This is a genomic window from Streptomyces sp. NPDC051064 (assembly GCF_044455985.1).
Lineage (GTDB): Bacteria > Actinomycetota > Actinomycetes > Streptomycetales > Streptomycetaceae > Streptomyces.
Genome location: NZ_JBITFK010000010.1, coordinates 89,711 through 113,440 on the forward strand (window position 1 = coordinate 89,711; position 23,730 = coordinate 113,440).

At 69.9% G+C, this 23,730-nt stretch carries 24 protein-coding genes and 2 pseudogenes; 12 read left to right on the top strand and 14 right to left on the bottom strand.

The window, feature by feature from the left end:
• Positions 1-37: 37 nt before the first annotated feature.
• A complete protein-coding gene (locus ACIBCU_RS31140) occupies positions 38-1,144 on the top strand; it encodes an alkene reductase (RefSeq protein ID WP_399235519.1) in 1,107 nt (368 codons plus the stop codon).
• Here the strand turns inward: ACIBCU_RS31140 and ACIBCU_RS31145 are convergent.
• Together ACIBCU_RS31145 and ACIBCU_RS31150 are read right to left on the bottom strand one after the other, a co-directional pair.
• Complete coding sequence (locus tag ACIBCU_RS31145; protein WP_399235522.1) at positions 1,117-1,335, bottom strand: DUF397 domain-containing protein; 219 nt, start codon at positions 1,333-1,335, stop codon at positions 1,117-1,119. The two genes, ACIBCU_RS31140 and ACIBCU_RS31145, sit on opposite strands and share 28 nt — an antisense overlap.
• A complete protein-coding gene (locus tag ACIBCU_RS31150; protein ID WP_399235524.1) occupies positions 1,332-2,159 on the bottom strand; it encodes a helix-turn-helix domain-containing protein in 828 nt (275 codons plus the stop codon). Before ACIBCU_RS31150 ends, ACIBCU_RS31145 begins: the two co-directional genes overlap by 4 nt.
• A 130-nt stretch (positions 2,160-2,289) precedes the next feature.
• Here ACIBCU_RS31150 and ACIBCU_RS31155 point away from each other — a divergent pair, with 130 nt between their 5' ends.
• The 3 genes from ACIBCU_RS31155 to ACIBCU_RS31165 all read left to right on the top strand — a co-directional run bounded on the left by ACIBCU_RS31155 (position 2,290) and on the right by ACIBCU_RS31165 (position 4,440).
• On the top strand, positions 2,290-2,565 hold the full coding sequence (locus tag ACIBCU_RS31155; RefSeq protein ID WP_399235526.1) for a hypothetical protein: 276 nt from the start codon (positions 2,290-2,292) through the stop codon (positions 2,563-2,565).
• Positions 2,566-2,664: 99 nt separating this feature from the next.
• Positions 2,665-3,138 carry a carboxymuconolactone decarboxylase family protein gene (locus tag ACIBCU_RS31160; RefSeq protein ID WP_399235528.1) on the top strand — a complete coding sequence of 158 codons (474 nt, stop codon included), beginning with the start codon at positions 2,665-2,667 and terminating at the stop codon, positions 3,136-3,138.
• Positions 3,139-3,324: 186 nt separating this feature from the next.
• Complete coding sequence (locus ACIBCU_RS31165) at positions 3,325-4,440, top strand: ADP-ribosylglycohydrolase family protein (protein WP_362927931.1); 1,116 nt, start codon at positions 3,325-3,327, stop codon at positions 4,438-4,440.
• An 88-nt stretch (positions 4,441-4,528) separates the two neighbouring features.
• On the opposite strand, the gene ACIBCU_RS31170 is transcribed toward ACIBCU_RS31165, so the two are convergent.
• From ACIBCU_RS31170 to ACIBCU_RS31185, 4 genes are all read right to left on the bottom strand, one after another.
• Positions 4,529-6,112: a sodium:solute symporter family protein gene (locus ACIBCU_RS31170; RefSeq protein ID WP_362927930.1), complete on the bottom strand. Its 1,584-nt coding sequence runs from the start codon at positions 6,110-6,112 to the stop codon at positions 4,529-4,531.
• Positions 6,113-6,657: 545 nt separating this feature from the next.
• Positions 6,658-6,864, bottom strand: a complete 207-nt coding sequence (locus tag ACIBCU_RS31175; protein ID WP_362927929.1) for a DUF397 domain-containing protein — start codon at positions 6,862-6,864, stop codon at positions 6,658-6,660.
• A 246-nt stretch (positions 6,865-7,110) separates the two neighbouring features.
• On the bottom strand, positions 7,111-7,968 hold the full coding sequence (locus ACIBCU_RS31180) for a helix-turn-helix transcriptional regulator (protein ID WP_362927928.1): 858 nt from the start codon (positions 7,966-7,968) through the stop codon (positions 7,111-7,113).
• Between the two features lie 240 nt (positions 7,969-8,208).
• Positions 8,209-8,928 (bottom strand): GPP34 family phosphoprotein, encoded by a 720-nt coding sequence (locus tag ACIBCU_RS31185; protein WP_356709848.1) that lies wholly within the window; start codon positions 8,926-8,928, stop codon positions 8,209-8,211.
• 164 nt (positions 8,929-9,092) lie between these two features.
• Between ACIBCU_RS31185 and ACIBCU_RS31190 the strand changes: the two genes are divergently transcribed.
• The 3 genes from ACIBCU_RS31190 to ACIBCU_RS31200 all read left to right on the top strand — a co-directional run bounded on the left by ACIBCU_RS31190 (position 9,093) and on the right by ACIBCU_RS31200 (position 14,701).
• A complete protein-coding gene (locus tag ACIBCU_RS31190) occupies positions 9,093-11,756 on the top strand; it encodes a serine hydrolase (RefSeq protein WP_399235532.1) in 2,664 nt (887 codons plus the stop codon).
• A gap of 190 nt (positions 11,757-11,946) precedes the next feature.
• Positions 11,947-13,776: an MFS transporter gene (locus ACIBCU_RS31195; RefSeq protein ID WP_362927926.1), complete on the top strand. Its 1,830-nt coding sequence runs from the start codon at positions 11,947-11,949 to the stop codon at positions 13,774-13,776.
• Between the two features lie 97 nt (positions 13,777-13,873).
• Complete coding sequence (locus ACIBCU_RS31200) at positions 13,874-14,701, top strand: adhesin (RefSeq protein WP_362928018.1); 828 nt, start codon at positions 13,874-13,876, stop codon at positions 14,699-14,701.
• A gap of 6 nt (positions 14,702-14,707) precedes the next feature.
• On the opposite strand, the gene ACIBCU_RS31205 is transcribed toward ACIBCU_RS31200, so the two are convergent.
• Positions 14,708-15,457, bottom strand: coding sequence for an ATP-grasp domain-containing protein (locus tag ACIBCU_RS31205; protein ID WP_362927925.1), 750 nt, complete (start codon positions 15,455-15,457; stop codon positions 14,708-14,710).
• Positions 15,458-15,541: 84 nt separating this feature from the next.
• Here ACIBCU_RS31205 and ACIBCU_RS31210 point away from each other — a divergent pair, with 84 nt between their 5' ends.
• On the top strand, positions 15,542-16,429 hold the full coding sequence (locus ACIBCU_RS31210; protein ID WP_399235535.1) for an aminoglycoside phosphotransferase family protein: 888 nt from the start codon (positions 15,542-15,544) through the stop codon (positions 16,427-16,429).
• 65 nt (positions 16,430-16,494) lie between these two features.
• Here the strand turns inward: ACIBCU_RS31210 and ACIBCU_RS31215 are convergent, their stop codons facing one another.
• Entirely contained in the window at positions 16,495-16,950 is a 456-nt protein-coding gene (locus tag ACIBCU_RS31215) for an ArsI/CadI family heavy metal resistance metalloenzyme (protein ID WP_399235537.1), read from the bottom strand.
• A gap of 59 nt (positions 16,951-17,009) precedes the next feature.
• Entirely contained in the window at positions 17,010-18,404 is a 1,395-nt protein-coding gene (locus ACIBCU_RS31220; protein WP_399235539.1) for an NAD(P)-binding domain-containing protein, read from the bottom strand.
• A 104-nt stretch (positions 18,405-18,508) separates the two neighbouring features.
• Here ACIBCU_RS31220 and ACIBCU_RS31225 point away from each other — a divergent pair, with 104 nt between their 5' ends.
• Together ACIBCU_RS31225 and ACIBCU_RS31230 are read left to right on the top strand one after the other, a co-directional pair.
• Positions 18,509-18,874, top strand: a complete 366-nt coding sequence (locus ACIBCU_RS31225) for a metalloregulator ArsR/SmtB family transcription factor (RefSeq protein ID WP_362927919.1) — start codon at positions 18,509-18,511, stop codon at positions 18,872-18,874.
• A 394-nt stretch (positions 18,875-19,268) separates the two neighbouring features.
• Positions 19,269-19,532: pseudogene (locus ACIBCU_RS31230) on the top strand (sodium-independent anion transporter); the annotation flags it as partial.
• Here the strand turns inward: ACIBCU_RS31230 and ACIBCU_RS31235 are convergent.
• From ACIBCU_RS31235 to ACIBCU_RS31245, 3 genes are read right to left on the bottom strand one after another with little or no spacing between them, the layout of a single operon-like run.
• Positions 19,507-19,845 (bottom strand): DUF2180 family protein, encoded by a 339-nt coding sequence (locus ACIBCU_RS31235; protein WP_399235541.1) that lies wholly within the window; start codon positions 19,843-19,845, stop codon positions 19,507-19,509. The pseudogene ACIBCU_RS31230 and the gene ACIBCU_RS31235 overlap by 26 nt on opposite strands.
• Complete coding sequence (arsB, locus tag ACIBCU_RS31240) at positions 19,845-20,975, bottom strand: ACR3 family arsenite efflux transporter (RefSeq protein WP_399235543.1); 1,131 nt, start codon at positions 20,973-20,975, stop codon at positions 19,845-19,847. The genes ACIBCU_RS31235 and arsB overlap by 1 nt, the downstream gene beginning before the upstream one ends.
• Positions 20,972-21,280 (bottom strand): ArsR/SmtB family transcription factor, encoded by a 309-nt coding sequence (locus ACIBCU_RS31245; RefSeq protein ID WP_399235545.1) that lies wholly within the window; start codon positions 21,278-21,280, stop codon positions 20,972-20,974. The genes arsB and ACIBCU_RS31245 overlap by 4 nt, the downstream gene beginning before the upstream one ends.
• Before the next feature lie 93 nt (positions 21,281-21,373).
• On the opposite strand from ACIBCU_RS31245, the gene ACIBCU_RS31250 reads away from it, so the two are divergent.
• Positions 21,374-21,796: an arsenate reductase ArsC gene (locus ACIBCU_RS31250; protein ID WP_399235547.1), complete on the top strand. Its 423-nt coding sequence runs from the start codon at positions 21,374-21,376 to the stop codon at positions 21,794-21,796.
• Positions 21,797-21,878: 82 nt separating this feature from the next.
• Positions 21,879-22,310: pseudogene (locus ACIBCU_RS31255) on the top strand (PP2C family protein-serine/threonine phosphatase); the annotation flags it as partial.
• Between the two features lie 183 nt (positions 22,311-22,493).
• Here the strand turns inward: ACIBCU_RS31255 and ACIBCU_RS31260 are convergent.
• Both ACIBCU_RS31260 and ACIBCU_RS31265 read right to left on the bottom strand, forming a co-directional pair.
• Positions 22,494-22,781: a tetratricopeptide repeat protein gene (locus tag ACIBCU_RS31260; RefSeq protein WP_362927914.1), complete on the bottom strand. Its 288-nt coding sequence runs from the start codon at positions 22,779-22,781 to the stop codon at positions 22,494-22,496.
• A 72-nt stretch (positions 22,782-22,853) separates the two neighbouring features.
• Positions 22,854-23,705 carry an alpha/beta fold hydrolase gene (locus ACIBCU_RS31265; protein WP_399235549.1) on the bottom strand — a complete coding sequence of 284 codons (852 nt, stop codon included), beginning with the start codon at positions 23,703-23,705 and terminating at the stop codon, positions 22,854-22,856.
• Positions 23,706-23,730 lie beyond the last annotated feature (25 nt).

Genomic DNA, 23,730 nt, shown 5'->3' on the forward strand with positions numbered 1-23,730 from the left:
TGAACCTGACACCAGTGTCAATTCTTACCGTTCCGGCATGACGAACGCAGCCACTTCCTCAGCCAAGCTCTTCGAGCCGGTCGCACTCGGCCCCCTCACCCTTCCCCACCGCCTCGTGATGGCTCCGCTGACCCGGAACCGCGCCACCGCCGACGGTGTCCCGATCCCGCTCATGGCCACGTACTACGCGCAGCGCGCCTCGGCGGGGCTGATCATCGCGGAGGCGTCCACGCCGAACGCCGTGGGGCAGACGTACCCGAACATCACCGCGATCCACAGCCCGGCCCACATCGAGGGATGGCGCGGGGTCACCGACGCGGTCCGTGCGGAGGGCGGGCGGATGTTCCTCCAGATCCAGCACGGCGGGCGCGCCGGCCATCCCGACACCAGTGGACTGACCCCCGTCGCCCCCTCGCCGATCGCGCTGCCGGAGACGATCCACACCCCGGCCGGGCGCGTGCCCTCGGTCGTACCCCGCGAGATGACCACCGACGACATCGTCTCCACCGTCGCCGACTTCGCCTCAGCGGCCCGCAACGCCATCGAGGCCGGCTTCGAGGGCGTCGAGGTGCACAGCGCCAACGGCCACCTGCTCCACCAGTTTCTGGGCCAGGGGACCAACCGGCGGACCGACGCCTACGGCGGATCCGTGGCGCACCGCATCCGGTTCGTCGTGGAGGTGGTCGAGGCCGTGGCGGCGGAGATCGGTCCCGAGCGGGTGGGGCTGCGCGTCTCGCCGTGGAGCACGGTGAACGGCATGGTGGAGGGCGACACCGAGGAGATCTACCCGGCGCTCCTCGCGGCCCTGACGGGGACCGGCCTGGCCTATCTGCACGTGGGGTACGCCGATCCTGAGGACCCGGTCTTCCAGCGGATCCGGAAGGACTGGCAGGGCACGCTGATCGCCAACCCCGTCCTGCCGAAGGACCGCATCCCGGAGGACGGCGGCATCGCCCACGCCGAGCGGCTGCTGGCCGCCGGAGCGGACGTGATCGCGCTCGGCCGCCCCTTCCTCGCAAACCCCGACCTGATCCGCCGTATGCGTACGGGCGCCCCGGTGAACCAGGTCCGGGACGCGTACCTGATGTACGTGGGCGGGGAGACGGGCTACACGGACTACCCGACGCTGGACGCCGTGGGGTGAGCCACGTGGGCGACGAAGGCGGTCCAGGAGGGCGCGGTGATGATGAGGGTGGGGCCGTCAGGGACCTTGCTGTCGCGGACGGGGACGAGTCCGGGGAAGCCGTCGGCGACTTCGAGGCAGTTGGTGCCGCCGCCGTCGCTGTAGCTGGACTTGCGCCAGGTTGCGGCGTAGAGGTCGAGCGCAGGAATCATGGTTGGTGCTCCTTCGAGACGCCCTGGACGAATGCCAGCGAGTCTGACGGGGAAAGCGCCAGATCTCGAATGCGATCGTAGGACAGCCTGTAGTCCGTGATCTTGTCAGCGTCGTCGATCAACTCGCCGAATCCGTTGCCCTCGACGTAGGCAACGGGACTGCCGTTCGGCTCCCACATCAGCCAGAGGTGGCTGCCCATCAACCCGTGAACGCCCGCGCTGAAGGGCAGTACTTGCATGACCACGGATGGCAGGCGGGCGACGTCGAGCAGATGGGTCAACTGGTCGGTCCAGGCTTTCGGATCGGCTGTCTGTCTGCGGAGCGCGACCTCATCGAGGATGACCCGGATCTGCGGTGCCGGGTTGCGGTGGAGGATTTCCTGTCGACTCATGCGTGCTGCGACCTGCTCCTCGACCAGGTCGCCGTTCGCTTCGGTGGTCTGCGCCGCAGACAACACCTCACGGGCGTACTCCTCGGTCTGCAGCAAGCCCGGCACGGCGAGCTGGTACATCCACATGATGCGGGCCTGGTTCTCCAGCCGCATGAACTCCTTGTACCGGTCCTTGAAGACCTCCCGGCGGGCCACCTTCCACAGCTGCACCAGCAGGCCGCCCGATTCGTAGTGCCGGTCAAGGTCCTCCATCACCGCCAGTTTGGAGAGGCGCTGGCCGACTTCCAGCCGGTACAGGTAGCTCTTGTCGTACCGCGTCTCCCCGGCGAGCTCGCTCAGCGACTTCCCCGAGCGCTCCCGGAGATACCGCAGGGCCCGCCCGAGCGCGGCGCGCCCCGATTCCTCGTCCACGTCGGCCGGTGGTTCGGTCATCGTGGCCCTCCCGTTGTCCTGTGCGCCGGCAATCAGGCACCTCTTCCGAGGCTACGGGCGGACGGTGATCATCGGAGTACGAACGGTGAGCATCACCCGATGGAAGACACCCACACTGCGAGGCGCCCCCATGGCCGAATCCCCACGTCGCCTGCTGCCCTGGAACTCCCCCGAGGGGAGGCCCTGTTACCTGAGTACGGACGATCCCGGCAGCAGGCTGTCGCGCCTGGCCGACGAGGTGGAGGCCGAGCTGATCGCCTGCGGCGAGGAGGTGCTCGGCGGGGCCGAGTCCGTGCTCGCCGACCAGGCCGCGGGGGAGCGGGCCGTGCGGTTCGCGCTCGTACGGACGACGGAGTCGCTGCGGGACGTGCTGCGGGTCGCGGAGTGCAGGGAACGCCAGGGGTGAGACCCGCGTGAGATCCAGGTCACATGGGGCCATGTCACATTCCGCCGGGGCCGATCCGTCGAGGGGGTGTAAGCGATGGCAACAGCTCAGGAGCTGATCATGAACGCTCGTCTCGACCTCTTCGGCAACAAGGCCGCCGCCACCTTCCTGAAGCACATCAACTCGGCCGGGAAGGTGGTCACCGACTCGGGGCTGCCCGCCGCGACCCAGGAGCTGGTCAAGATCCGCGCCAGCCAGATCAACGGGTGCGGATTCTGCACCGACATGCACACCAAGGAGGCCACGGAGGCGGGTGAGACGGCGCTCCGGCTCAACCTGATCGCGGTGTGGCGCGAGGCCACCGTCTTCACCGAGGCCGAGCGCGCCGCCCTGGAGCTGGCGGAGCAGGGGACCCGCATCGCCGACGCGGCCGGCGGCGTGCCGGACGACGTGTGGGCGAACGCCGCCAAGCACTTCGACGAGGACCAACTCATCGCCCTGGTGGCCCTGATCGCCGTGATCAACGCGTACAACCGGTTGAACGTCATCGTCCAGCAGCCTGCGGGCGACTACCGGCCCGGCATGTTCGGCTGACCTCGCCCCCCGCGGCCGGGAGCGCTCTCCCGGCCGCGGGGGTACGGGCCAGAAACCATGAGGAATGCCGCGCGGAAGTGCTCTCGCGTACCAGTCCGTACATTCCGTTCCGCCCCTGAACCGCTCCTTCCCGTTCGATTACAGTGCTTGCGCAGTCGCAGCGGCGGGCCGGACGGAAGGGGCACGGTGAGCACAGGGACCACAGCTGTCTGGGGCCGTGCCCAGCAGCAGGACTTCCGCGGCCGGGTACGGGGATCCCTGCTCGGCGGGGCCATCGGGGACGCGCTCGGGGCGGGTGTTTCGGGGCTCACCCTGGAGGCGATACGCGCCGCCCACGGGGTGGACGGGGTGGCCGACTTCGTCCCCGCGCACGGCAGACGCGGCGCCGTCACCGCCGTCACCCAGCTCACCCTCTTCACCGTCGACGGGCTCATCCGGGCCCAGGTCCGCCGGGACACCGGGGCCTGGCATCCGCCGACCGACGTGCACCGCGCCCATCTGCGCTGGGCGGCCACCCAGAGCGCCTGGGGGCCCGACGAACGCCGCAAGGACAACGGCTGGCTGGCCAGGGAGGAGTGGCTGTACACCCGCCGCGCCCCGACCCGGGAGTGCCTCGTCGGCTTCGGTGACGCCACGATGGGCACCCTCGCCGTGCCCAAGAACCCCGCGGCGCGGGACTCGGCCGCGCTCACCCGCTCCGCGCCCTTCGGGCTGCTCGTCGGCTGGGAGCCCCAGCTCGTCCTCCAGCTGGCCGTCGAGTGCGCCGCCCACACCCACGGCCACGCCACCGCTCAGCTCGCCGCCGGAGCCCTCGCCGTCATGGTGCACGGGCTGGCCCGCGGCGAGACCCTGGACGGCTCGGTCCAGCACGCGCTCGCCCTGCTCGCCGAGCGTCCGGGCAACGAGCAGGTCACCGAGGCGCTCCGGCAGGCCCTCGGCTCCGTACGCCAGGGGATACCCGGGCCGGCCCTCATCGAGGCGCTGGGCGACACCGACTCCGCGGAGGAGGTCCTCGCCGTGGGGCTGTACTGCGCGCTGGTGGGCGAGGACGTACGTCATGGCTTGCGACTCGCCGTGAACCACTCCGGGCCGTCCGCTGCCACCGGGGCCGTCTGCGGGGCCCTTCTCGGGGCGTTGCACGGGGAGACGGCGCTGCCGCCTGCCTGGCTGGCGGAGCTGGAGGGGCGCTCGACGCTTCTCGAACTCTCCGACGACTTCGCGATGGAGATGACCCAGGGGCCCGCCCTGCACAGCCCGACCGCGGTCGCCCCGGGCTGGCTGGCCCGCTACCCGCGGGACTGAGCGAAGGCCCCTGGAGGGCCGGGAAGACAGAAGTGGGCGGGCGCCGCCGCGCCCGCCCACCGTTCAGGTGCCCCCGCGTGAGGGGCGGTCAGTCCTTCACGCCCTCCGGAACTCCCGTGCTCTCCGGGCCGGGCTTCTGCAGGGGGACAGCCGCCGCGGCGGCACCGCCGGCGGAGCCGCCGTCGTCCGCGTTGATCATTTCGATGATCGCGTCGCGCTCCGGAGTGTCCTCGGGCTTGATGAACCCGATGACGATGTAGAGCACCAGTGAGATCGCGAGCGGCAGCGCCACCTGGTACTGCAGGGCGACATCCGTCTTCACGGAACCGTCGAAGTTGTAGTTGGTCAAGTAGAACGCGAGCAGCCCCGCCGCCCAGCTCGTGAGGGCCGCCGTCGGGCCGGACCGGCGGAACCTGCGCAGCAGGCCCAGCATGAACGGGATCGCGATCGGGCCCATCAGGCCGGCCACCCACTTGATGACGACCGAGATGATGTCCTTGAACGTCGGCGAGTTGATCTGGGTCGCCAGCGCCATCGACAGTCCGAGGAAGGCGAGCGTGGACAGCCGTGCGGCCAGCAGGCCGCTGCGGTTGCTCCACGTCCGGGCCGCCTTGGAGAAGACCGGTGCGATGTCCCGGGTGAAGACCGCCGAGATGGCGTTGGCGTCGGAGGAGCACATGGCCATCGTGTGCGAGAAGAAGCCGACGACGACCAGGCCGAGCAGACCGTGCGGCAGCAGCTGCTCGGTCATCAGGGCGTAACTGTCCGACGCGTCAGGCTTCTTGGCCTCGACGAGCAGGGGAGCGACCCACATCGGGAAGAAGAGTACGGTCGGCCAGACCAGCCACAGGATCGCGGAGAGGCGGGCCGAACGGGTAGCGGACCGTGCGGAGTCCGTGGCCATGTAGCGCTGGGCCTGGTTCCACATGCCGCCGTTGTACTCGAAGGTCTTGATGAAGAGGTACGCGAGCAGGAACGTCACCGTGTACGGGCCGGCCGTCGGGCTCGTGTGGCCCTCGGGCAGCTTGTCCCAGACCGTCCACAGCGAGCTGAAGCCGCCCAGCTTGCTCATCGCGATGAACAGCATGGCCAGACCGGCGAAGAGCTGGATGATGAACTGCCCGAGCTCCGTGAGCGCGTCGGCCCACAGCCCGCCGACCGTGCAGTACACGGCGGTGATGGCGCCCGTGATGAAGATGCCCTGGGTCAGGGTGATGCCCGTGAAGACGGAGAGCAGCGTGGCGATGGCCGCCCACTTGGCACCGACGTCCACGATCTTCAGCAGCAGACCGGACCAGGCGAGGGCCTGCTGGGTCTGGATGTTGTAGCGGTTCTTGAGGTATTCGAGCGGCGAGGCCACGTGCAGCCGCGAACGCAGCCTGTTGAGCCGGGGCGCGAAGAGCTTGGCACCGATGCCGATGCCGATCGCGATCGGCAGTGACCAGGTCACGAAGGACGTGACGCCGTACTGGTACGCGATACCCGCGTAACCGGTGAACATCACCGCGCTGTAACCGGACATGTGGTGCGAGATGCCCGACAGCCACCACGGCATCTTGCCGCCGGCTGTGAAGAAGTCGCTGACATTGTCCACGCGCTTGTGCGACCAGAGTCCGATCGCGACCATCACACCGAAGTAGCCGATGAGCACGGCCCAGTCGAGACTGTTCATGTGCCCCCTCCAGGGGTCCGCCTTGTGAACGGGAACGCACTTCGTCAGTACGGCCGTTCAGCGGGCCCCGTGCGGGAACGGGGACTTCGGGGATTGAACCGCCTGTCCGGGTCCTCGGTCAAGGTTTTCTCGATCAGGGATGTGAACGCGGATCAGTAAGTCGAACGATTTTACTCGTTCTTGGCCTATCGGAGCGTTGTCGTGAACGTGAGTGCGGCCACACGATGAGCGGGCACTTCGTCAGGCTGTGCAGAGACCGACGCAAGGCAGGAACGCCCGAGAACGCAGAACGACCGCACGGGATGCGGGTCCCGTGCGGCCGGAGAAGGGGGAAAGCTGTACGTGACGCTTGCGCACCGATGGCACGGAGCGTGCTGTCGGTTCCGAATGCTGACGTGGTGATGTGTGCGGTACGTCCATCGGTGGCGCCGGCTCCGATGGCGGGTCGAGCCCCCTCGGCCAGGACGGCGGGCCAGTCGAGAGGGCTCCTGGCGGTCGTGTTCGGTGACCGGCCATGGTGGGGCGCGTGAGGACCGGCGTACCGGTCAGGCGTTGATCGAACCCGACGCGACGTCGCGCACGAAGGTGTTCCACGCTCCGGACACGAAGGAGAGCGAGGGGCCTTCGGGGGCCTTCGAGTCGCGCACGGCGATGGCCTGCGTGATGGGTGACTTCACTTCGACGCACGCGCCGTTGCCGCCGGAGTACGAGGACTTCGTCCAGTTATCCGTAGCACCCTGAAGAATGGCCATGTTCACTCCGGTTCAGAGAGTTGATGTGAGTGGCACCAACTTCGTTCCTGTTGGCGTGATCGACGCTACTCGCCAACATCGCGTGGTGGTGGGGCCGTTCACTCGACCGGATGGCATATTCCATGGGGGTCTTCCGCTGCGAGGTGGTGGCGGTGTATCGTCCCGCCCCCACCTCGCTTACATCACAGCATTTCCCGCACAAAGGGTCTTGTCGGGCAGGCCTGTTCCGGCGGGTCCCGGAGACTCTCAGCGGGTGTAGCTCTTGGCGATGTCGCCGATGAACTGGCGGGTCTGGTCCACGTTCAGCGCCTGCGCCCTCAGGTGCTCGTACATGACGCTGTAGCGCTGTACGTCGTTCGCCTTCTCCAGGTAGAGGTCGCTGGTGACCCCCTCGATGTACACGACGCTGGAGTCCGCGGCGTCGGGGAATTCCAGGATGGCGTACTGCCCGTTGATGCCGGGGTGTGCCCCCATGTCGAAGGGCAGCACCTGCACGGTCACATGGGGCAGCTGGGACTGCTCGATGAGGTGCTCCAGCTGCTGGATCATGACCTGCTTGCCGCCGACGAGTCGGCGCAGGGCGGACTCGTCGATGACGGCCCACAGGCGCAAGGGGTGCTCTGGGGCGTTGACGCGGTCCTGGCGGCGCGCCCGGACGTTCACGCGCTTCTCGATGTCGGACGGCGGTGTCTCGGGCAGGGCGCCGTTGATCAGAGCCTCCGCGTAACCCCTGGTCTGCAACAGTCCGGGGACCACCTGGGGTTCGTACACCCGGAGGGACTCGGCGTCGGTCTCCAGCCCGATGTACACGCTGTACGGGATGTCGCCGAAGGCGTGCCACCAGCCCTGCTGGCGGGAGTCCTTGGCCATCTGCATCAGCGAGTCGACGACGCGGTGGTCCTCGACCTCGTAGACCCCGCAGAGATCGCGTACGTCGCGCTGGCTGATCGAGCGGCGGCCGTTCTCCAGCCGGCTGATCTTCGACTGCGAGACCAGCAGCCGCTCCGCCACCTCCTCGGCAGTCATGCCCTTGATCTCGCGGAGGCGGCGCAGTTCCTGGCCGAGCCGGCGTCGCCTGACAGTGGGATTGACGTTGGTCGGCACGGGAACGGCACCTCCGGCTATGCAGCTGTTGTAGCTGTGCGTATCTGCTTGCTCAGCAGATTGCCACCCGGGGCCCCGGCCGCGCTGGGAAACGGCCACACGCGGTCAGCGCACGCAAAAGCGCGGGGCAGCCGGTGGATCCGGCTGCCCCGCGCCTGGTGCGGCTCCCGAACCGGGTCATGGGGACGTCGGTGCGGCGGTATTCGGTACTCCGCGCCACGTGTCCGCGCGGTCGTGCTGTCAGTGGACGGAGGTGTGAGCCATGCTGCCGCGACGCGCTTGTGCTTGCGGCTGCAACGGCACGCCCGCCGTCTGCTGATTACGGCGTGGCTGGACGGCCACGCCGTTCTGGACGTCCATCACGGCATGCGCCACGAGACCGCCCATCGGGTCGTGTCTGATCAGGTCCCGGAGCCGGGAGCGCGATGAGCGCCCCTCGTTCCCGGGGTACAGATGCTTGCCGAGTCCGACCGCGTGGGCCAGTGCGGCGAGCGCCGCGGTCCGCGGGTCCGGCGGTACGCCGGTGCGGATCGCGTTGTCCAGCCGGGCTCTGATGTCCCGGCTGATTGCCGTGTCCGTCGCCTGGTAGCGAGTCGTCGGCAGCACTCCGCACATCTGGCCCGCCACGGCATGAACCATGCCGCACCGCTCCAGATGAGCGAGGTAGATCTGGCGAAGTCCCAGCCGGGGTCCGCCGATCCAGTGGACCGCCCGAACCGGACTGCCACGACGGCGCAGCAGTTCCAGTGCGGAGTCCAGAGTCGGATCTCCTGTCGGCCGTGGCATCACCACGGCGATACGATCCCCGTCAGGGGCTATCCGTCCTGCCAGAGCCAGCTCCACTAGCTGTGCCCCGGCCAGGCCGAGGTCGAGCGACTGCGGCTGCGCTGTGGTACCCGTGGTCGGGTCCAGAGCGAGCAGCAGAAGCTCCTCCGGAATTGTTCTGCGGCTCCTGCCCATCCATGCCTCCCCGCGTGGATGTCTGACAGGGTGACCCCTCTCACATTGGTCTGTCGAGGGTGCCTGGGTGCTTTGTGAGGGAACCGTTAGGTATGTCGTTCTCGTCTAGCGGCTCGGTCAAGGGTTCACACAGGACACTGGTAGATGGTTCGGACAGTGCGGGCATGTCCCCGCGGCTCATCAAGGAGGTATCGGTGGCGGGCGAGTCCCCCGACAAGTCGGAGCAGCGGAAGTCGTCGGGGACGGCTGAGGAACGCGATCCGCGTCTCGCCGTGTTCCGTGAACCGGACACTGTGGCGGACGGGAGCACGGCGGACGGGGCGACAGGCACCGGGAAGGACAGCGAGACGGCTGTCTTCCGCCTGCCGCACTCCGCGGAGGCCGGCGCCTCCGGCGCCTCGGAGGGCACAGAGGGCCCTGAGAGGGCCTCTACGCCCCGTAAGGCGGCAGGGGAGGCCGAGAAGGCGGAGGGCGCGGCCGGGGAGGCCACGGCGGCGCCTGATGCCCCCGCGTCGATTTCCTCGGAGGAGGCGCGGCCGGACTCCGGCACCGAGGCCGAAGCCGAGGTCGAGTCCGGTTCCGGCCGTTCCGACGCCGAGGCGGACTCCGGCTCCGAGCGCGAGGAGGCCCCCGGGCCCGCTTCGGAGGCCCCGTCCGCACCGGACGCGGCACCGGGCACCGACGCCGACGGTGCCGACGGCGCAGATTCGGATGGCGGGTCCGAGGCCGGATCGACGCCCACCGACGCCCGGCTGCGTGCCGCTGTCGCGGCATGGGTGGCGACCGGGCCCGACGAGGAAGCCGCAGGTCGCAGCAGTGCGGCCGAGGGTGCGGGCAAGCAGTCCGAGGACAACGACAAGGTGTCCGCGAGCAGCGGCGAGGCTCCGGCCGTCACCGAGGAGAAGGCGGAGAGCGCCGACGACGAGACGCCGGCGGACGCCGACGTGACCCCGACCGCCGGGGCCCGGGCCGGCGAAGACGCCGAAGCCCCGGTCGGCGGCGGCGCCAAGGCCCCGGCCGGCAGCGACGCCGAGGAGTCCGACGACGCCGGGGAGTCCGCACAGGCCGAGGCATCCGACGGCACCGCCGAGTCCGCGGACCCCGAGGCGGAAGCCGAGGACGACGCACCGGCCACCCGCGCCTCCGGCGACGCCCCCCGGGTCCCGAAGACCCGCGAGGAGGCCTCCCCCGCGGAGCACGCGCCCGACGGGCGAGGAATTGATCATCCGACGGCCGTCTTCAAGGCGCCGCGGGCCGAGCAGATCGACCACCCGACGACCGCGCTGAAACTCCCGCCGAAGGAGAGGACGGCCGCGCGGAAGCCCGCCTCCTGGGCCGCCAAGGCCTCCGGAGCCTCCGAGGTTCCCGAGGCTCCCGCCGAGCGGACCAGCAAGTTCGTGCCGCTGCGCTCGGACGACGTACGCCGAGCGCCCGTGGTCGGTCCCACGGTCACCCCGGACGTCGCGGCCGGGCCCGGCACCCCCGCGAGCCCCGGGGCGGGTTTCGCCGAGGCCGAGCGGACCAGGCAGCAGCCCATGCCGCCCAGGCCGCCGCTCGACCTGCTCGCCGAGCTGACGAACACCCCGCCGCCCCCGGAGACCCCGGTCCGCACCGCGGTCCGGCGGGTGAAGATCTGGACGCCGCTCCTCCTGCTCGTCCTGGTCATCTTTGCGATCGCGCAGGCGATGCGTCCGCTGCCCGACCCCACGCTGACCCTCTCCGCCTCGCCCACGTACACCTTCGGCAGCGAGAAGCTGGACATGCCGTGGCCGGAGGACGGACAGGGTGCCGTCGAGGTCGAGGGCGTCGGCACCATCGGCACGTACGGCAAGGAGAAGTCCGCGCCGATCGCGAGCGTCGCGAAGATCATGACGGCGTACGTGATCCTCCAGGGCCACCCGATCACCGGCAAGCAGGCGGGCGACCAGATCGTGGTCGACGCGAAGGCCGGTGAGGAGGCGAACCGGCCGGACGAGTCGACGGCGCCCATCAAGGAGGGCCAGAAGTACACGGAGCGTCAGATGCTCCAGCTCCTGATGATCCCGTCCGGCAACAACGTGGCGCGGCTCCTGGCCCGCTGGGACGCCGACACCGAGAAGGCGTTCGTCGAGAAGATGAACGCGGCGGCCGAGGACCTCGGGATGACGAACTCGGTGTACACGGACCCCAGCGGTCTCGAGGCCACCACCCGGTCCACGCCCGCGGACCAGCTCAAGCTGGCCAAGGCGGTCATGCAGAACGACGTCTTCCGCGAGATCGTGAACATGCCGCAGGCCGAGATCCCGGGCATCGGCAAGATGATCTACAACAACAACAACATCCTGCTGGAGCCCGGCGTCAGCGGCATCAAGACCGGTTCGTCGACCCCCGCCGGCGGCAACCTCATCTGGACGGCCGACACGGTCATCGACGGCAAGACCCGGCGGATCATCGGCGCGGTGATGGGTGCCGATGTCGACGGGACCCTGGACGCCAAGCTGCAGCGTGCCCTGCAGAGCAGTCTGGCGCTGATCCAGACCGCCCAGGAGGGCGTCGACTCCGCCACCGTCGTCAAGAAGGGTCAGGTCGTCGGCTACGTCGACAACGGCTTCGGCGGGCAGACGCCCGTGGTCGCGACCAAGGACCTCAAGGCCGTCGGCTGGGGCGGGCTCGAGGTGGATCTCAAGCTGACCGACGGCGGCAAGGTACCCGCCCACACGGCGAAGGCGGGCACCGTCGTCGGCGAGGTGACGGTCGGCACCGGGACGGGCGAGGTCTCCGCCCCGGTCGCCCTGCAGAGCGAGATGACGGAACCGGGCTTCGGCGACAAGCTCACCCGCATCACCTGACGGCCGCCCCCCTGTCCTCGCCCTCGCGGGGACAGGGGCGTGTCCCCAATAGGGCAGCGCGGCGAAAATGCCGCGTGCTAGCGTCCCAAAGGCAACGGTCGGGCGCCGGGACGCGACCTTCCGAGTACGGATGAGGCCGTGCAGTACATGGACGGTTCGGCAGGCCCGGGCGAGGACGGGGAGAGTCGCAGTGACCACCGCTGAGCCGACACGGGCCGACGCCGGCCCGCCCGCCGAGAGCAGCCCGGTCCCGGTCCGGATCCCGGCCCAGGCCACCGGTGGCGGCGACGGTGCCGACAGCTCGATACGGAGCCGTCTCCTGCGCCACCCCGTCCTGCTGACCACCGCGGTCGCCGCGGCCGTGCACCTCCTCTGGTTCTTCTTCTTCGCGAACAGCGGCGGTGACATCGCCGCCCAGGACGCCTGGTCCGAGTTCGTCGGCCGCCACCCCGGGACGGCGTACAACCTCGCCTGGTACGGGGGCATGCACCCGGTCTCGTACAGCGTGGTGTCGCCCTACCTGATGTCGGTGCTCGGCGTCCGGTCGACGATGATGGTCGCCGGCACGGTGTCCTCGGCGCTCACCGCCCTGATCCTGGTGCGGGTGCCCGCGGTCCGTAACCCCGTCGCGTGCGCGCTCGCCGGGGTCTTCGCGTACCTGTGCAACGCCCTGTCCGGCCGGGTGACGTTCGGGCTCGGCATGATGTTCGCGCTCGGTGCCGTCGCCGCCGTCTTCTGCTGGCCCCACCGCTGGCGCTACAAGCGGTGGGCGAAGGCCGGAATCGCCGCGCCGCTGGCCGGGCTCGCCACGGCGGGCAGCCCGGTCGCCGGGCTCTTCCTCGGGGTGGTCGCCGCGGCGCTCTTCCTGAACAAACGGCGCCCCGGGGCGTACGCGCTGGGTCTGGCCCCCGTCGCGGTGGTGGTCCTGTCCTCGTGGCTGTTCCCGTTCTCGGGCACTCAGCCGATGGCCCTGGGCACCCTGTCACTGCCGTTCCTCTACTCGGTCTTCGTCTTCTTCCTGGTGCCCCGGGACTGGCGCACCGTACGGACGGCCGCCGCGGTCTACGGCGCCGGGACGCTGCTGACCTATGTGGTCGACTCGCAGATCGGCTCGAACGTCTCGCGCATGGCGATGCTGTTCGCCGGTGTCGTCCTGCTGGCCGCGCTCCCGTACACGGCTCCGCGCACCCGGCGCTGGTACGCGCTGCTTGTCGTCTTCGCGGGGCTGAACTTCTGGATCGGTTTCAAGGGCGTCGACGACATCGTGCGCACCGCCCCCGACGCGTCCTGGAACCGTTCACTGGCCCCGCTGGTCAACCAGCTCCAGAGGGTGGGGGCGGAGCGGGGCAGGGTCGAGGTCGTACCCCCCAGCAGCCACCGTGAGGCCTCGGCACTCGTGCCGTACGTGAATCTGGCGCGCGGCTGGAACCGGCAGGCCGACATGAAGCGCAATCCGCTCTTCTACGACGACACCCTGAACGCCGTGAACTACCGCGAGTGGCTGGACCGCTGGGCCGTGCACTACGTGGTGCTGCCCACCGGGAAGCCGGACTCGGGGGCCGAGCAGGAGACCGCGCTCGTCGAGAAGGGACTGCCGTATCTGGAGGCGGTCTGGAGCGACGCCAACTGGAAGGTGTTCCGGGTCCTGGACCCGGTGCCGCTCGCCGATCCGCCCGCGACGGTGGAGCGGGCCGGCGACGACAGGCTGACGATCCGTGTGCAGTCGGCGGGCCGGGTCCTGATCCGGATCCCGTACTCCCGGTGGCTGGCCGTCGTCGACGAGGAGGGCAAGGGAGTGGAGCGGCCGCAGGAGACGGAGGCGTCCAAGAAGCGTTCGGAGGAGGACGGGAACGCTCCGAAGGAGTTCACCAACGATCACGGCTGCCTGATCAAGGTGGAGGAGGACGCGGACGGCGACGAGTGGACCGAGCTGCTCGCACCGCGCCCGGGGGTCTACCGCCTGGCGGGGCCGTACCAGTTCCAGCCGGGCACGCCCTGCCCCGAGGAACTGCGCCAATAAGTGCGGGAACTCTCCCTCCGGGCGTGCCGCACTGGCATGGTGTGCTGCCATGAGGTGCCAACATCGCGGCGGCGAACACATCGGTCCGCTGCCGGGCATGGTCTGCCCCCGGTGCGGTTCCGTGGAGCGCTCGCCTCGCGGCAGCGGTTCCTGGATCGCCCAGGAGACGCTGACGGGCCGGTTCTCCACGCTGCCCCGGCGGCGGAAGGCGCTGCTCGTGGCGGGAGTCGTGGTGGCCGCGGGCAGTCTGGCGACCGCTGTGTCGCTGATCGCCACGGGTGCCGGAGGCGCGCGCCCGGAGACGGCCGGCCGGGCCGGCGCCGTACCGGCACCGATCGGCGGCGGGGCTCCGACCCGGATCGGGCCGGGCGGGCCCGGGGACGGCATACCGGAGCCCTCTGCCGATACGGGCCGCTACCGCTACACGGAGTGGGCCGGGCCCGGCTGCACCACGGGCGACTACGCGGAGCGCGGGCGCTTCGAGAACGGCGACGCGGGCTGGTACACCGTCGAGTCGGGAGGCTTCGCGGGCGGCCCGTGCGACGGCCGGTTCAGCGCCGTCCCGATGTCGGGGAGCCCGGGCCAGGACCGGGGGAGCAGCGCCGTCTGGTCCTGGCACCTCGGTGACGGCTTCCGTGAGTGCGCCCTGACGGTCTTCGTGCCGAGCAGCGTCCGTGACCGGGACGTGGCGGGCGATCCGACCGTCTACAGGGTCCTGTCCGACCCGCACAACACGGACTCGGCCTATACGGGCTTCGCCGTGCACCAGCCGGAGCACCGGGGCACCGCCGTCGACGTACGGAGCTACCCGGTCAAGGGGGACACCTTCGCGGTGCAGATGGTCGACCGGGGCCGGGACTGGGGTGACGCGGAGCTGGTGGGCGCGCACCACGCGGCGGCCCAGCTGAAGGCCTCCTGCCGCTGACGCGGTTCACCGGACGAACGGGGCGTCCCGTTCCGCCAGGTGTGCGGCAGGACCGGCGGCCCTGAGCACCACTTCCAGTGCGCGGTCCGGGTCGGAGGCGTAACAGCCGCTGGCCCAGGCGGCGTTGGCCTCGACGACCGCCCAGTGGCCACCATCGGTGACTCCCACGTCGACGACGATCGCGGACGGCAGGGTGTGCCCCGCCGCGGCGAGCAGTTCGGCGCCGAACGCGAGGGCGGCGGCGGACAGCGGCGCCAGGTGCAGCCGCCCCGAGACGGCGTAGCGGCTGCCGGTGTGAACCTGCCCGTCGAGCAGATACAGCCGGTACTCCGCGTCGAACGCGACGACATCGCTCACCAGCACCACCGTCTCCGGATCGACCGCGTCCGGCCCCGGCAGCCGGGAGCCGTCCGCGTATACCAGCGCCGGGATGCCCTTGTCGTTCGGCGACTTGACGAAGACCGGGCGGCGCAGCCCGTATGTCTCACGGATGGGCACGGCCCGGATCTCGCGCCGGACGAACGCGGCGGGCAGCCGGGCCAGCCAGTCGGCGGGAGCCTCGAGCGGTGCGACACCCAGCGCGGAGGCCACGGCGTCGGCGAAGGAAGGACCGGCGTGCAGATACGCGCTCCCGCCGCGCAGGCCCTCGGGGACCTCGTGGTCCGGCAGCCGCACGGTGCGCAGCCCCCGCCGCCGGGCGCTGTCGCGGAGGGTCCGGGCGGACGCGGTGAGACGGGGCGGGAGTACGAGGGTCATGGGCAGGGATCCTGCCGCAGCGAGGGGGAGCGGCCCACCGGATTTCGTTCGACAGCCCCCGCCCGGTTCGGCTTGCATGGGCGGATGCACGCCGATGAGACCAGGACCGACGCAGCGCTCGTACGGCGCCTGCTCGCCGCGCAGTTCCCCGCGTGGGCGGATCTTCCCGTCGACCCGGTCGGCTCCCACGGGACGGTCAACGCCATCTACCGGCTGGGCAGGGACCTGGCCGTACGGCTGCCCCGTATCGAGGGCGGTTCGAAGGACGTGGCGACGGAGAGCCGCTGGCTGCCCCGCCTCGCCCCGCACCTCCCCTTCGCCGTCCCCACACCCCTGGCCGAGGGGGTGCCGGCCGAGGGCTACCCCTGGTCCTGGTCGGTCTGCCGCTGGCTCGACGGCACCAATCCGGCCCCCGGTGCGGGCAGTGCCGAATTCGCCGCCGACATGGCGGAGTTCGTCCTCGCGCTGCGTCGTGTGGACACCGCCGACGCCCCTCCGGCCTACCGCAGCGAAACGCTGGCCTCGCGGGACACGGCCACCCGGGGCGCTCTGGACGCGCTGCACGGCGTCATCGACACGGGAGCAGCGGCCACCGCGTGGACGGACGCCCTGCGGGCCCCCGCACCGCAGGGGCCGGCCGTATGGGTCCACGGGGACCTCCAGCCGGGCAACGTCCTGGTCTCGGGCGGCCGGCTGAGCGCGGTCATCGACTTCGGCTGCATGGGCCTGGCCGACCCCGCGGTCGACCTGATCCCCGGCTGGTACCTGCTGCGGGCCGGGGCGAGGCGGGTCTTCCGTACGCGGATGGGGGCGGACGCGGCGACGTGGGCGCGGGGGCGGGGCTGGGCGCTGTCGATCGCGCTCATGGAGCTCTCGTACTACCGGACGTCGAACCCGGTGATGGCGGAGACGGCCCGGCGGGTGATCGGCGAGGTTCTGGGGGACGCGGGGCGGGGCGGCATCGCAGGGTGACTCGGTACGGCGCGCGGCCGTGACCGGCCTCCTGTTCCGGTCACGGCCTGCGGCGTCCGTGGCGGTCAGGGGCAGCAGCCGGCCTCGGCCGGTCCGGGCGGGCCTGCCTCGGTGGCGGCCGGGCCCGTGCTGTTCGTCCGCTCGGCCATGGGACCGGCGTCTGCCTTGACGACGTAGACCTCCCACGGTTCCTGGCCGGGGCCGTGGACCCAGACCTTGTCCTGGAGGGCGTAGCAGCAGGTGGTGTCGTTCTCGACGTCGGTCGTCAGCCCTTCGTCCGTGAGGCGGGCGGTGGCGGCCCGGACTGCCTCGGTGGTGTCGACTTCGACGCCGAGGCGGTCCATGCGTGTGTCCATGTCCGGCGCGCCCTGGACGAGGACGAGCTTGAGCGGCGGATCGGCGATGGCGAAGTTGGCGTATCCGTCGCGCAGTTTGGCCGGCTCGGTCGCGAAGAGCTTGCTGTAGAAGGCGATCGAAGCGGGGAGGTCGGGGACGCGCAGGGCGAGTTGTACTCGTGACATGACGATCCTCCTGACAGGGGGTGGACGTACCCCGGCCGGCACCGGCCGGGACACGGGGTTCAGGACCCGCAGCAGCCGCCGGAGGCCGGGCCCTCTGCGGTTGGGGCCGGCAGGGCGGCGCCGACGCCGAGCTGCACGAGAGCGGGGGCCGGAGCGCAGCAGCCACCTTCGTCGGCTTGACCGGCGGCCGGGTCGTCGAAGAGCCCGGCGCCGCCGCACACTCCGGTCTCCGGGAGGGTGAGTTCGACGCGGTCGGCGGACTCCGTGTCGCCGGCGATGGCGGCGGTGACGGAGCGGGCCTGTTCGTAGCCGGTCATGGCGAGGAAGGTCGGGGCGCGGCCGTAGGACTTCATGCCGACGAGGTAGACGCCCTGTTCGGGGTGGGACAGCTCCCGGTGGCCGTGGGGGTGGACGGTGCCGCAGGAGTGCTGGTTCGGGTCGATGAGCGGTGCGAGTTCCACCGGTGCCTGAAGGCGCTCGTCAAGGGCCAGGCGGAGCTCCGACAGGAACGACAGGTCGGGGCGCAGCCCCGTCAGGACGATGATCTCGTCCACGGGGTCGAGGCGTCGGCCGTCCTCACCGGCCAGGACCAGTCGGTCGTCGCCGGTGGGCTCGATGACTTCGGTGCGGAAGCCGGTGACGGCGTCGGCGTACCCGTGGTCGACGGCGGCCTTGGCGGCCAGGCCCAGGGCGCCGCGAGCGGGGAGCTGGTCGGCACTGCCGCCGCCGAAGGTGGAGCCGCTGATGCCGCGGCGCAGGATCCACACCGAGCGCGTCCCGGGTTCATCCTTCGCCACGTCGGCGAGGGCGGCCAGGGCGGTGAACGCGGAGGCACCGGAGCCGATGACGGCGGTGCGCTTTCCCGCGTACCGGGCCCGGACTGCGGGGTCCTTGAGGTCGGGGATGCGGTAGGAGATGCGGGCGGAGGCGGCTTGTTCGCCCAGAGCGGGGAGGCCGTCGGCGCCGACAGGGCTGGGGGTGGACCAGGTGCCGGACGCGTCGATCACGGCACGGCCCAGGATCCGCTCCTCGGCGCCGTCGGCGAGCTTGACGCGGATGGTGAAGGGCTGCTGCTCGCGGTCCGCGTCGACGATCCGGTCGCGGCCGAGGAGGGAGACGCCGGTGACGCTCGCGCCGTAACGGACCTTGTCCCCGAGGGCATCAGCGAGTGGCTGGAGGTACTGCGCGGTCCAGTCGGCGCCCGTGGGGCAGGCGTCCGCATCGGGCTTGGCCCAGCCGGTCGGTGCCAGGAGCTTTTCAGCGGCCGGGTCGGTCAGTTCGCTCCAGGTGGAGAACAGCCTCACGTGCGACCAGCCGCGTACCGCGGTGGCGGCGGTGGGTCCGGCTTCCAGGACCAGCGGTTCGATGCCCCGCTCGACGAGGTGCGCGGCGGCCGCCAGTCCGGCGGGGCCGGCGCCGATGACGACAACCGGCAGGTCTGCAGTGGTGGTCATGGCGGTGATGTCCTCCGGAGTGGGCGACCATGCCGGGTCGCTGTATCGATTGCTGTCTATATCTGCACCTTGCCACTCGCATCGATGAGTGTCAATATAGACGCATGTCGAATTCAGAGGTTGTGGAGCTGCCGGTCCTGGACGCTGATGCTGTGGTGCCGTGCTGCCCCCCGATCACTGCCGGAGAGCTGTCACAGGGCGACGCGGAGAAAATGGCCGTGATGTTCAAGGCGCTGTCCGACCCGGTGCGGCTTCGGCTGTTCTCCAGGGTCGCCTCACATCCCAGTGGCGAGGCGTGCGTGTGCGACATCCAGGACGTCGGCGTCTCCCAGCCGACCGTGTCCCACCATCTGAAGAAGCTGCGTGAGGCCGGGCTGCTGACCTCGGAACGGCGTGGTACCTGGGTTTACTACCAGGTCGCCCCGTCCGTCGTGGCGGCCATGTCCGCCATGCTCGACCTGCGCAGCTGACCTCCGGTCCGCGGCTGTAGGTCAGTCGGTGCATTCGGGCGGGCGGCAGCGCGCCAGGTACGCCTGGCTGCTGCATCATTTTCTGGCGGGTTTCGCCGGCCAGGGCCTTGAGGAAGTCGGCCGTCGCCGGGTCCACCGGGGGCGTCTCAACGCCACTCTCTGTCACAGCTTCCTGCCGTCGGCACCCCGGTGCCCGCAGCGGCGGGCGACTTTCGCCACCTCGTCAACCGGCGTGCCGAGATGCTGCTCTCTGAGGAGCGGGCCGAGGGTGGCGCGGACGAGGTCGGCCACAGCCTGGGCGGTCGCGGGCCGATACGCGGTGGATGAGGAAGTCTGCGGTCTCCAGGACCGGCATGTCGAGACCGAGCCGCGCCGCGAGACCGAGGGTGTTTCCCGCGTCACGGCCGTCACCGGCCCCGACGGCACCAGCGCGGTATACGCCGTGACAGGCGAGTTGTTCTTGCCTTCCTCCAACGACCTCGTCGGCCAGTTCAACTACGCCGGCGACCCCGACAAGATCGTCATCGACCTGTCCGCCGCCCTGGACGCCATCGAGACCAAGTACGCCCAGCGCGGTAAGACGGTGGAGATCATCGGCTTGAACGACTCCAGTGCCGACCTCCACGGCAGACTCACAGGCGAACTGACCAGCCACTGAACCCACAGGGCGAAATCGCAGCGGAGGACCCAGGCCCCACTTCCGGGGTCCTCCGCCTTCCCATGGGCCCCCTCGCCGGGTGTGCTGTGCCCGGTGCGTGCCGCAGCCGAGGCGCCGGGCGCGGCGGTCCTGACACCGTGACCAGGCAGACAGATGCAGCTCCGATTTCACCTGGAGCTCCCAGCGGGCTGCCGAGCCGCACACTCCGGGGTGCGATGCGGGCGTGTAGCGCGCAGACCCCGGCTCCGCATTCCTGGCAGACGCCGATGGTGGGACTGTTCGTCCCTGCGGTGCGGCAGTCGAGGCAGTGCATCAGGATTCTTCCCCTGATGTGGTGAGGGCTGCAGGGGTGAACTTCTTGCGCCAGGCCAGCGCCACGTACACGAGCCCGATCAGGACGGGCACCTCGATCAGCGGACCGACCACGCCGGACAGCGCCTGCCCGGAGGTGACGCCGAAGGTGGCGATGGCAACGGCGATGGCCAGCTCGAAGTTGTTACCCGCCGCGGTGAACGCGAGGGTGCTCGTACGGTCGTAGGCGAGGCCCAGGCCCTTACCGAGGAGGAAGGAGCCGAAGAACATGACCGCGAAGTACACCAGCAGGGGGAGGGCGATGCGTACGACGTCCAGGGGCTGCGAGGTGATCGTCTTTCCCTGGAGCGCGAACAGGATGACGATCGTGAACAGCAGCCCGTACAGCGCCCAGGGACCGATCTTCGGCAGGAACTTCGTCTCGTAGGACTCGCGGCCCATCTTCTTCTCGCCGATGCGGCGGGTGAGGAAGCCGGCCAGGAGCGGGATGCCGAGGAAGACGATGACGTTCAGCGCGATGTGCCACACGGGGACCTCGAGGCCCTGTCCGTTGCCCAGGCCCAGCCACTGCGGCAGCAGGTCCAGGTAGAACCAGCCCAGCACACCGAACATGATGACCTGGAACACGGAGTTCAATGCGACGAGGACGGCAGCAGCTTCGCGGTCGCCGCAGGCGAGGTCGTTCCAGATGATGACCATCGCGATGCAGCGGGCGAGACCGACGATGATCAGTCCCGTGCGGTACTCGGGCAGGTCGGGCAGGAAGATCCACGCCAGGGCGAACATGACGGCGGGGCCGACGGCCCAGTTGATGACCAGCGAGGACACCATCAGCGTGCGGTCGCTGGTCACGCGGTCGAGCTTGTCGTAGCGGACCTTGGCCAGCACCGGGTACATCATCACGAGCAGGCCGATTGCGATCGGCAGGGAAATCCCGCCGATCTCGATCTTCGCCAGCGCGTCGTTCATGCCCGGGACGAGGCGCCCCAGGCCCAGACCGACAGCCATGGCGATGAGGATCCACACCGCGAGGTAGCGGTCGAGAGTGGAGAGTTTCTTGACGACCGAGTCGTCCGCTCCGGCCTCCGGTGATGTGCCCGTGGGGGCCGTGGTGGGCTCGGCGGAGGTCACGGGCAGGCCCTCTTGTTCTCTGAAGCGGTGCGAGCGGACTCGGCGAGGGCCGCGAACTGGTCGGAGAGGCGGGCGAGGATCTCGGGGCGCAGCTTGTAGTAGGTGAAGCGGCCGCACGGCTCGGTCTCCACCACGCCGGCTTCGCGCAGGACCTTCATGTGGTTGGACAGGTTGGTCTGCTTCGCGCCGGTCTCCTCGACCAGGTGCGTCGTACAGAGCGTCTCGCGCGCCAGCAGGGTCACGATCCGGAGGCGGAGCGGATCGCCCAGCACCCGGATCAGATCAGGATCGGCTGAAGTCAGCATGCGCTGATACTGTCACATCATCACTCGCTGATACCAGCGGGGACTGAGGTCATAGGCGGTTGGTCCCGCCGTGCGACGAGAGAAACGATCATCATGGCCGAGTCTTCCGGCAAGTCGTCCGTCCTGTTCGTCTGTGTCCACAACGCCGGCCGCTCCCAGATGGCGGCCGCCTGGCTGACTCACCTGGCCGGGGACCGCGTCGAGGTCCGCTCCGCCGGCTCGAACCCCGGCGACGCCGTGAACCCCGCCGCCGTCGAAGCGATGGCCGAGGTCGGCATCGACATCTCGGCCGAGACTCCGAAGATCCTCACCATCGACGCGGTCCGTGAGTCCGACGTGTGCATCACGATGGGGTGCGGCGACACCTGCCCCGTTTTCCCGGGCAAGCGCTACCTCGACTGGAAGCTGGAAGACCCGGCCGGTCAGGGCGTGGAAGCCGTCCGCCCCATCCGCGACGAGATCAAGGCACTGGTCGAGGGCCTGATCGAGGAGATCGCTCCGGAGGCCACGGCGTGAGCGAGATACATGACGCCTGATCATCGGCTCCGGCCCGCCGACTGTACCGCCGCCCTCTACACCGCCCGCGCCCAGCTGAGGCGGCCGCCGGCGCTGGACCCTGCACTGGTCCAGCGCCGGCCACCCACCGCCCCTCGTCCTGCTGCCTGACGGCACCACGCGCTACCTCGACGCGGATCCCGGGTTGCCCCTCGGGGTGGACGCCACGCTGCCACGGCCTGACCATTCCTTCGCGCTACCGGCGAACAGCACCGTCATCCTCTACACCGACGGCGTCGTCGAGCACCACGACGAGCCGCTGGAACAAGGGCTGAACTCACTCGCCGCGACCGCCAACCGCCACGCTCGGGCTTCGGTCCACGAACTGTGTGCCGCCCTGGCCGATCATCACCCGAGTGACGGCCACGACGACATGGCGGTGCTCGTTCTGCGTACGCCGCCGGCCTCGGCCGACGTGCGAGCGGATGATCGAGGTCAGGTAGGGAAACCGAACCTCTCGCAATGGCTGCCCTGAGCCGTTTCCTTCGCTACGGCACGCCCCCGAGGGGTCCAGCCTCTCCGAGTGGCTGCCCTATCGGTTGGCCAATGTGGTGAAGCCTCGGCGGAAGCTCAGCACGTACGACAAGTACGAAGCGCACGTCCGGCTGTACCTGGTGACCTCCTGATCCCTAGCTCTACAGAGATCGGCCATTGAAGGTCATGTAGGCCGGTGCGGGTTAAGGCGGACGGTGCGAGGTGCTGTCGGTTTCTGGTGGGTGTTGCCGAGGACCTGCTCGCACTGGGTGAGCGTGGTCTCGCACAGCGGGATGGCCTTCCCCAGGTCCCCGGCCGTCTCGTAGGCGCCAGCGAGGTTGTTGCGGCTGTCCACCGTGGCCGAGCCGCGAGCGATGACCACAGGGGCCTGTGGCTGCCAACGGTCGGCGAGGTTGCTGTACTTCGCTGCTGTACCGACGCCCGTCGGCCAGCCGTGCTGCTGCCCGCCCAAACTGCTTTGTCTTCGGCAGTGCATGTCGCCTGAATCGAAGGCAGCTTGTGCGCGTGTCGGAGTTGAGTGTGGTCATGTCCGCGGTGTGGATCCGAGGAACTGTAGGAGCGCATGCGCGACGTCGTGTGGGTTGTCCTCGGTGAGGAAGTGTCCCGCTTGGACGATGGCGGCTTGGCAGGCACCGGGTATTGCGGCGGTGAGTTCGTCCCCGGTGGCCGGCGCGAGCCACTCATCGTTTTCACCCCAGAGGACGAGGGTGGGAGTGGAGATCCTGTCCAGTTGGTCGACGACGTCAATGGTGTCGCTGAAGGTGACGGCGGACACTTGGTCGAGCCAGCGCGCCTGTCCGGTTTCGCCGGCCCACGGGGCGAGGTAGGCGGTTGCGGTGGCGTCGTCCATGGGTTGGTGGACGGCGGTATGCAGGCGTGCGGAGATGATGTCGCTGAAGATGTGGGCCGGCATGGTGCGGTAGGCGTCCTCGTATCGCTGCTGGTGTTCGGTGAACGGTGTGTTCCACGGGCCGAGTACGGCGGCGTCCAGGAGCGCGAGGCTGTGGACGGGGATCCGTTCGATCAGATGGGTTCGCAGCACGATGCCCCCGCCGATGTCATGTCCGACCAGGCTGGGCGCGTGAAGGCCCCAGTGTTCGATGAGTTCGGCCAGGGTGTGGGCCTGCTGGGCGATTGAGGGGGCGATACCTGGGGCGGCTCGGGAGTCGCCGAAGCCAAGTAGGTCCCAGACGTAGACGGTGTGTTGGCGAGTTAGGACCGGTACGACCTTGCGCCACAGGTACGACCAGGCCGGCGTGCCGTGGACGAGGACGACCGGTGGCCCCTCTCCGAAGGTTCTGGCCGCTACCTCGCCGCCGGATACGCGGATCCGGTCGGGTAGTCCCCAATGCTCGGCCTCTATGGATGTGCGCACCGTCGATCCCTCCAGCGTAATGGGT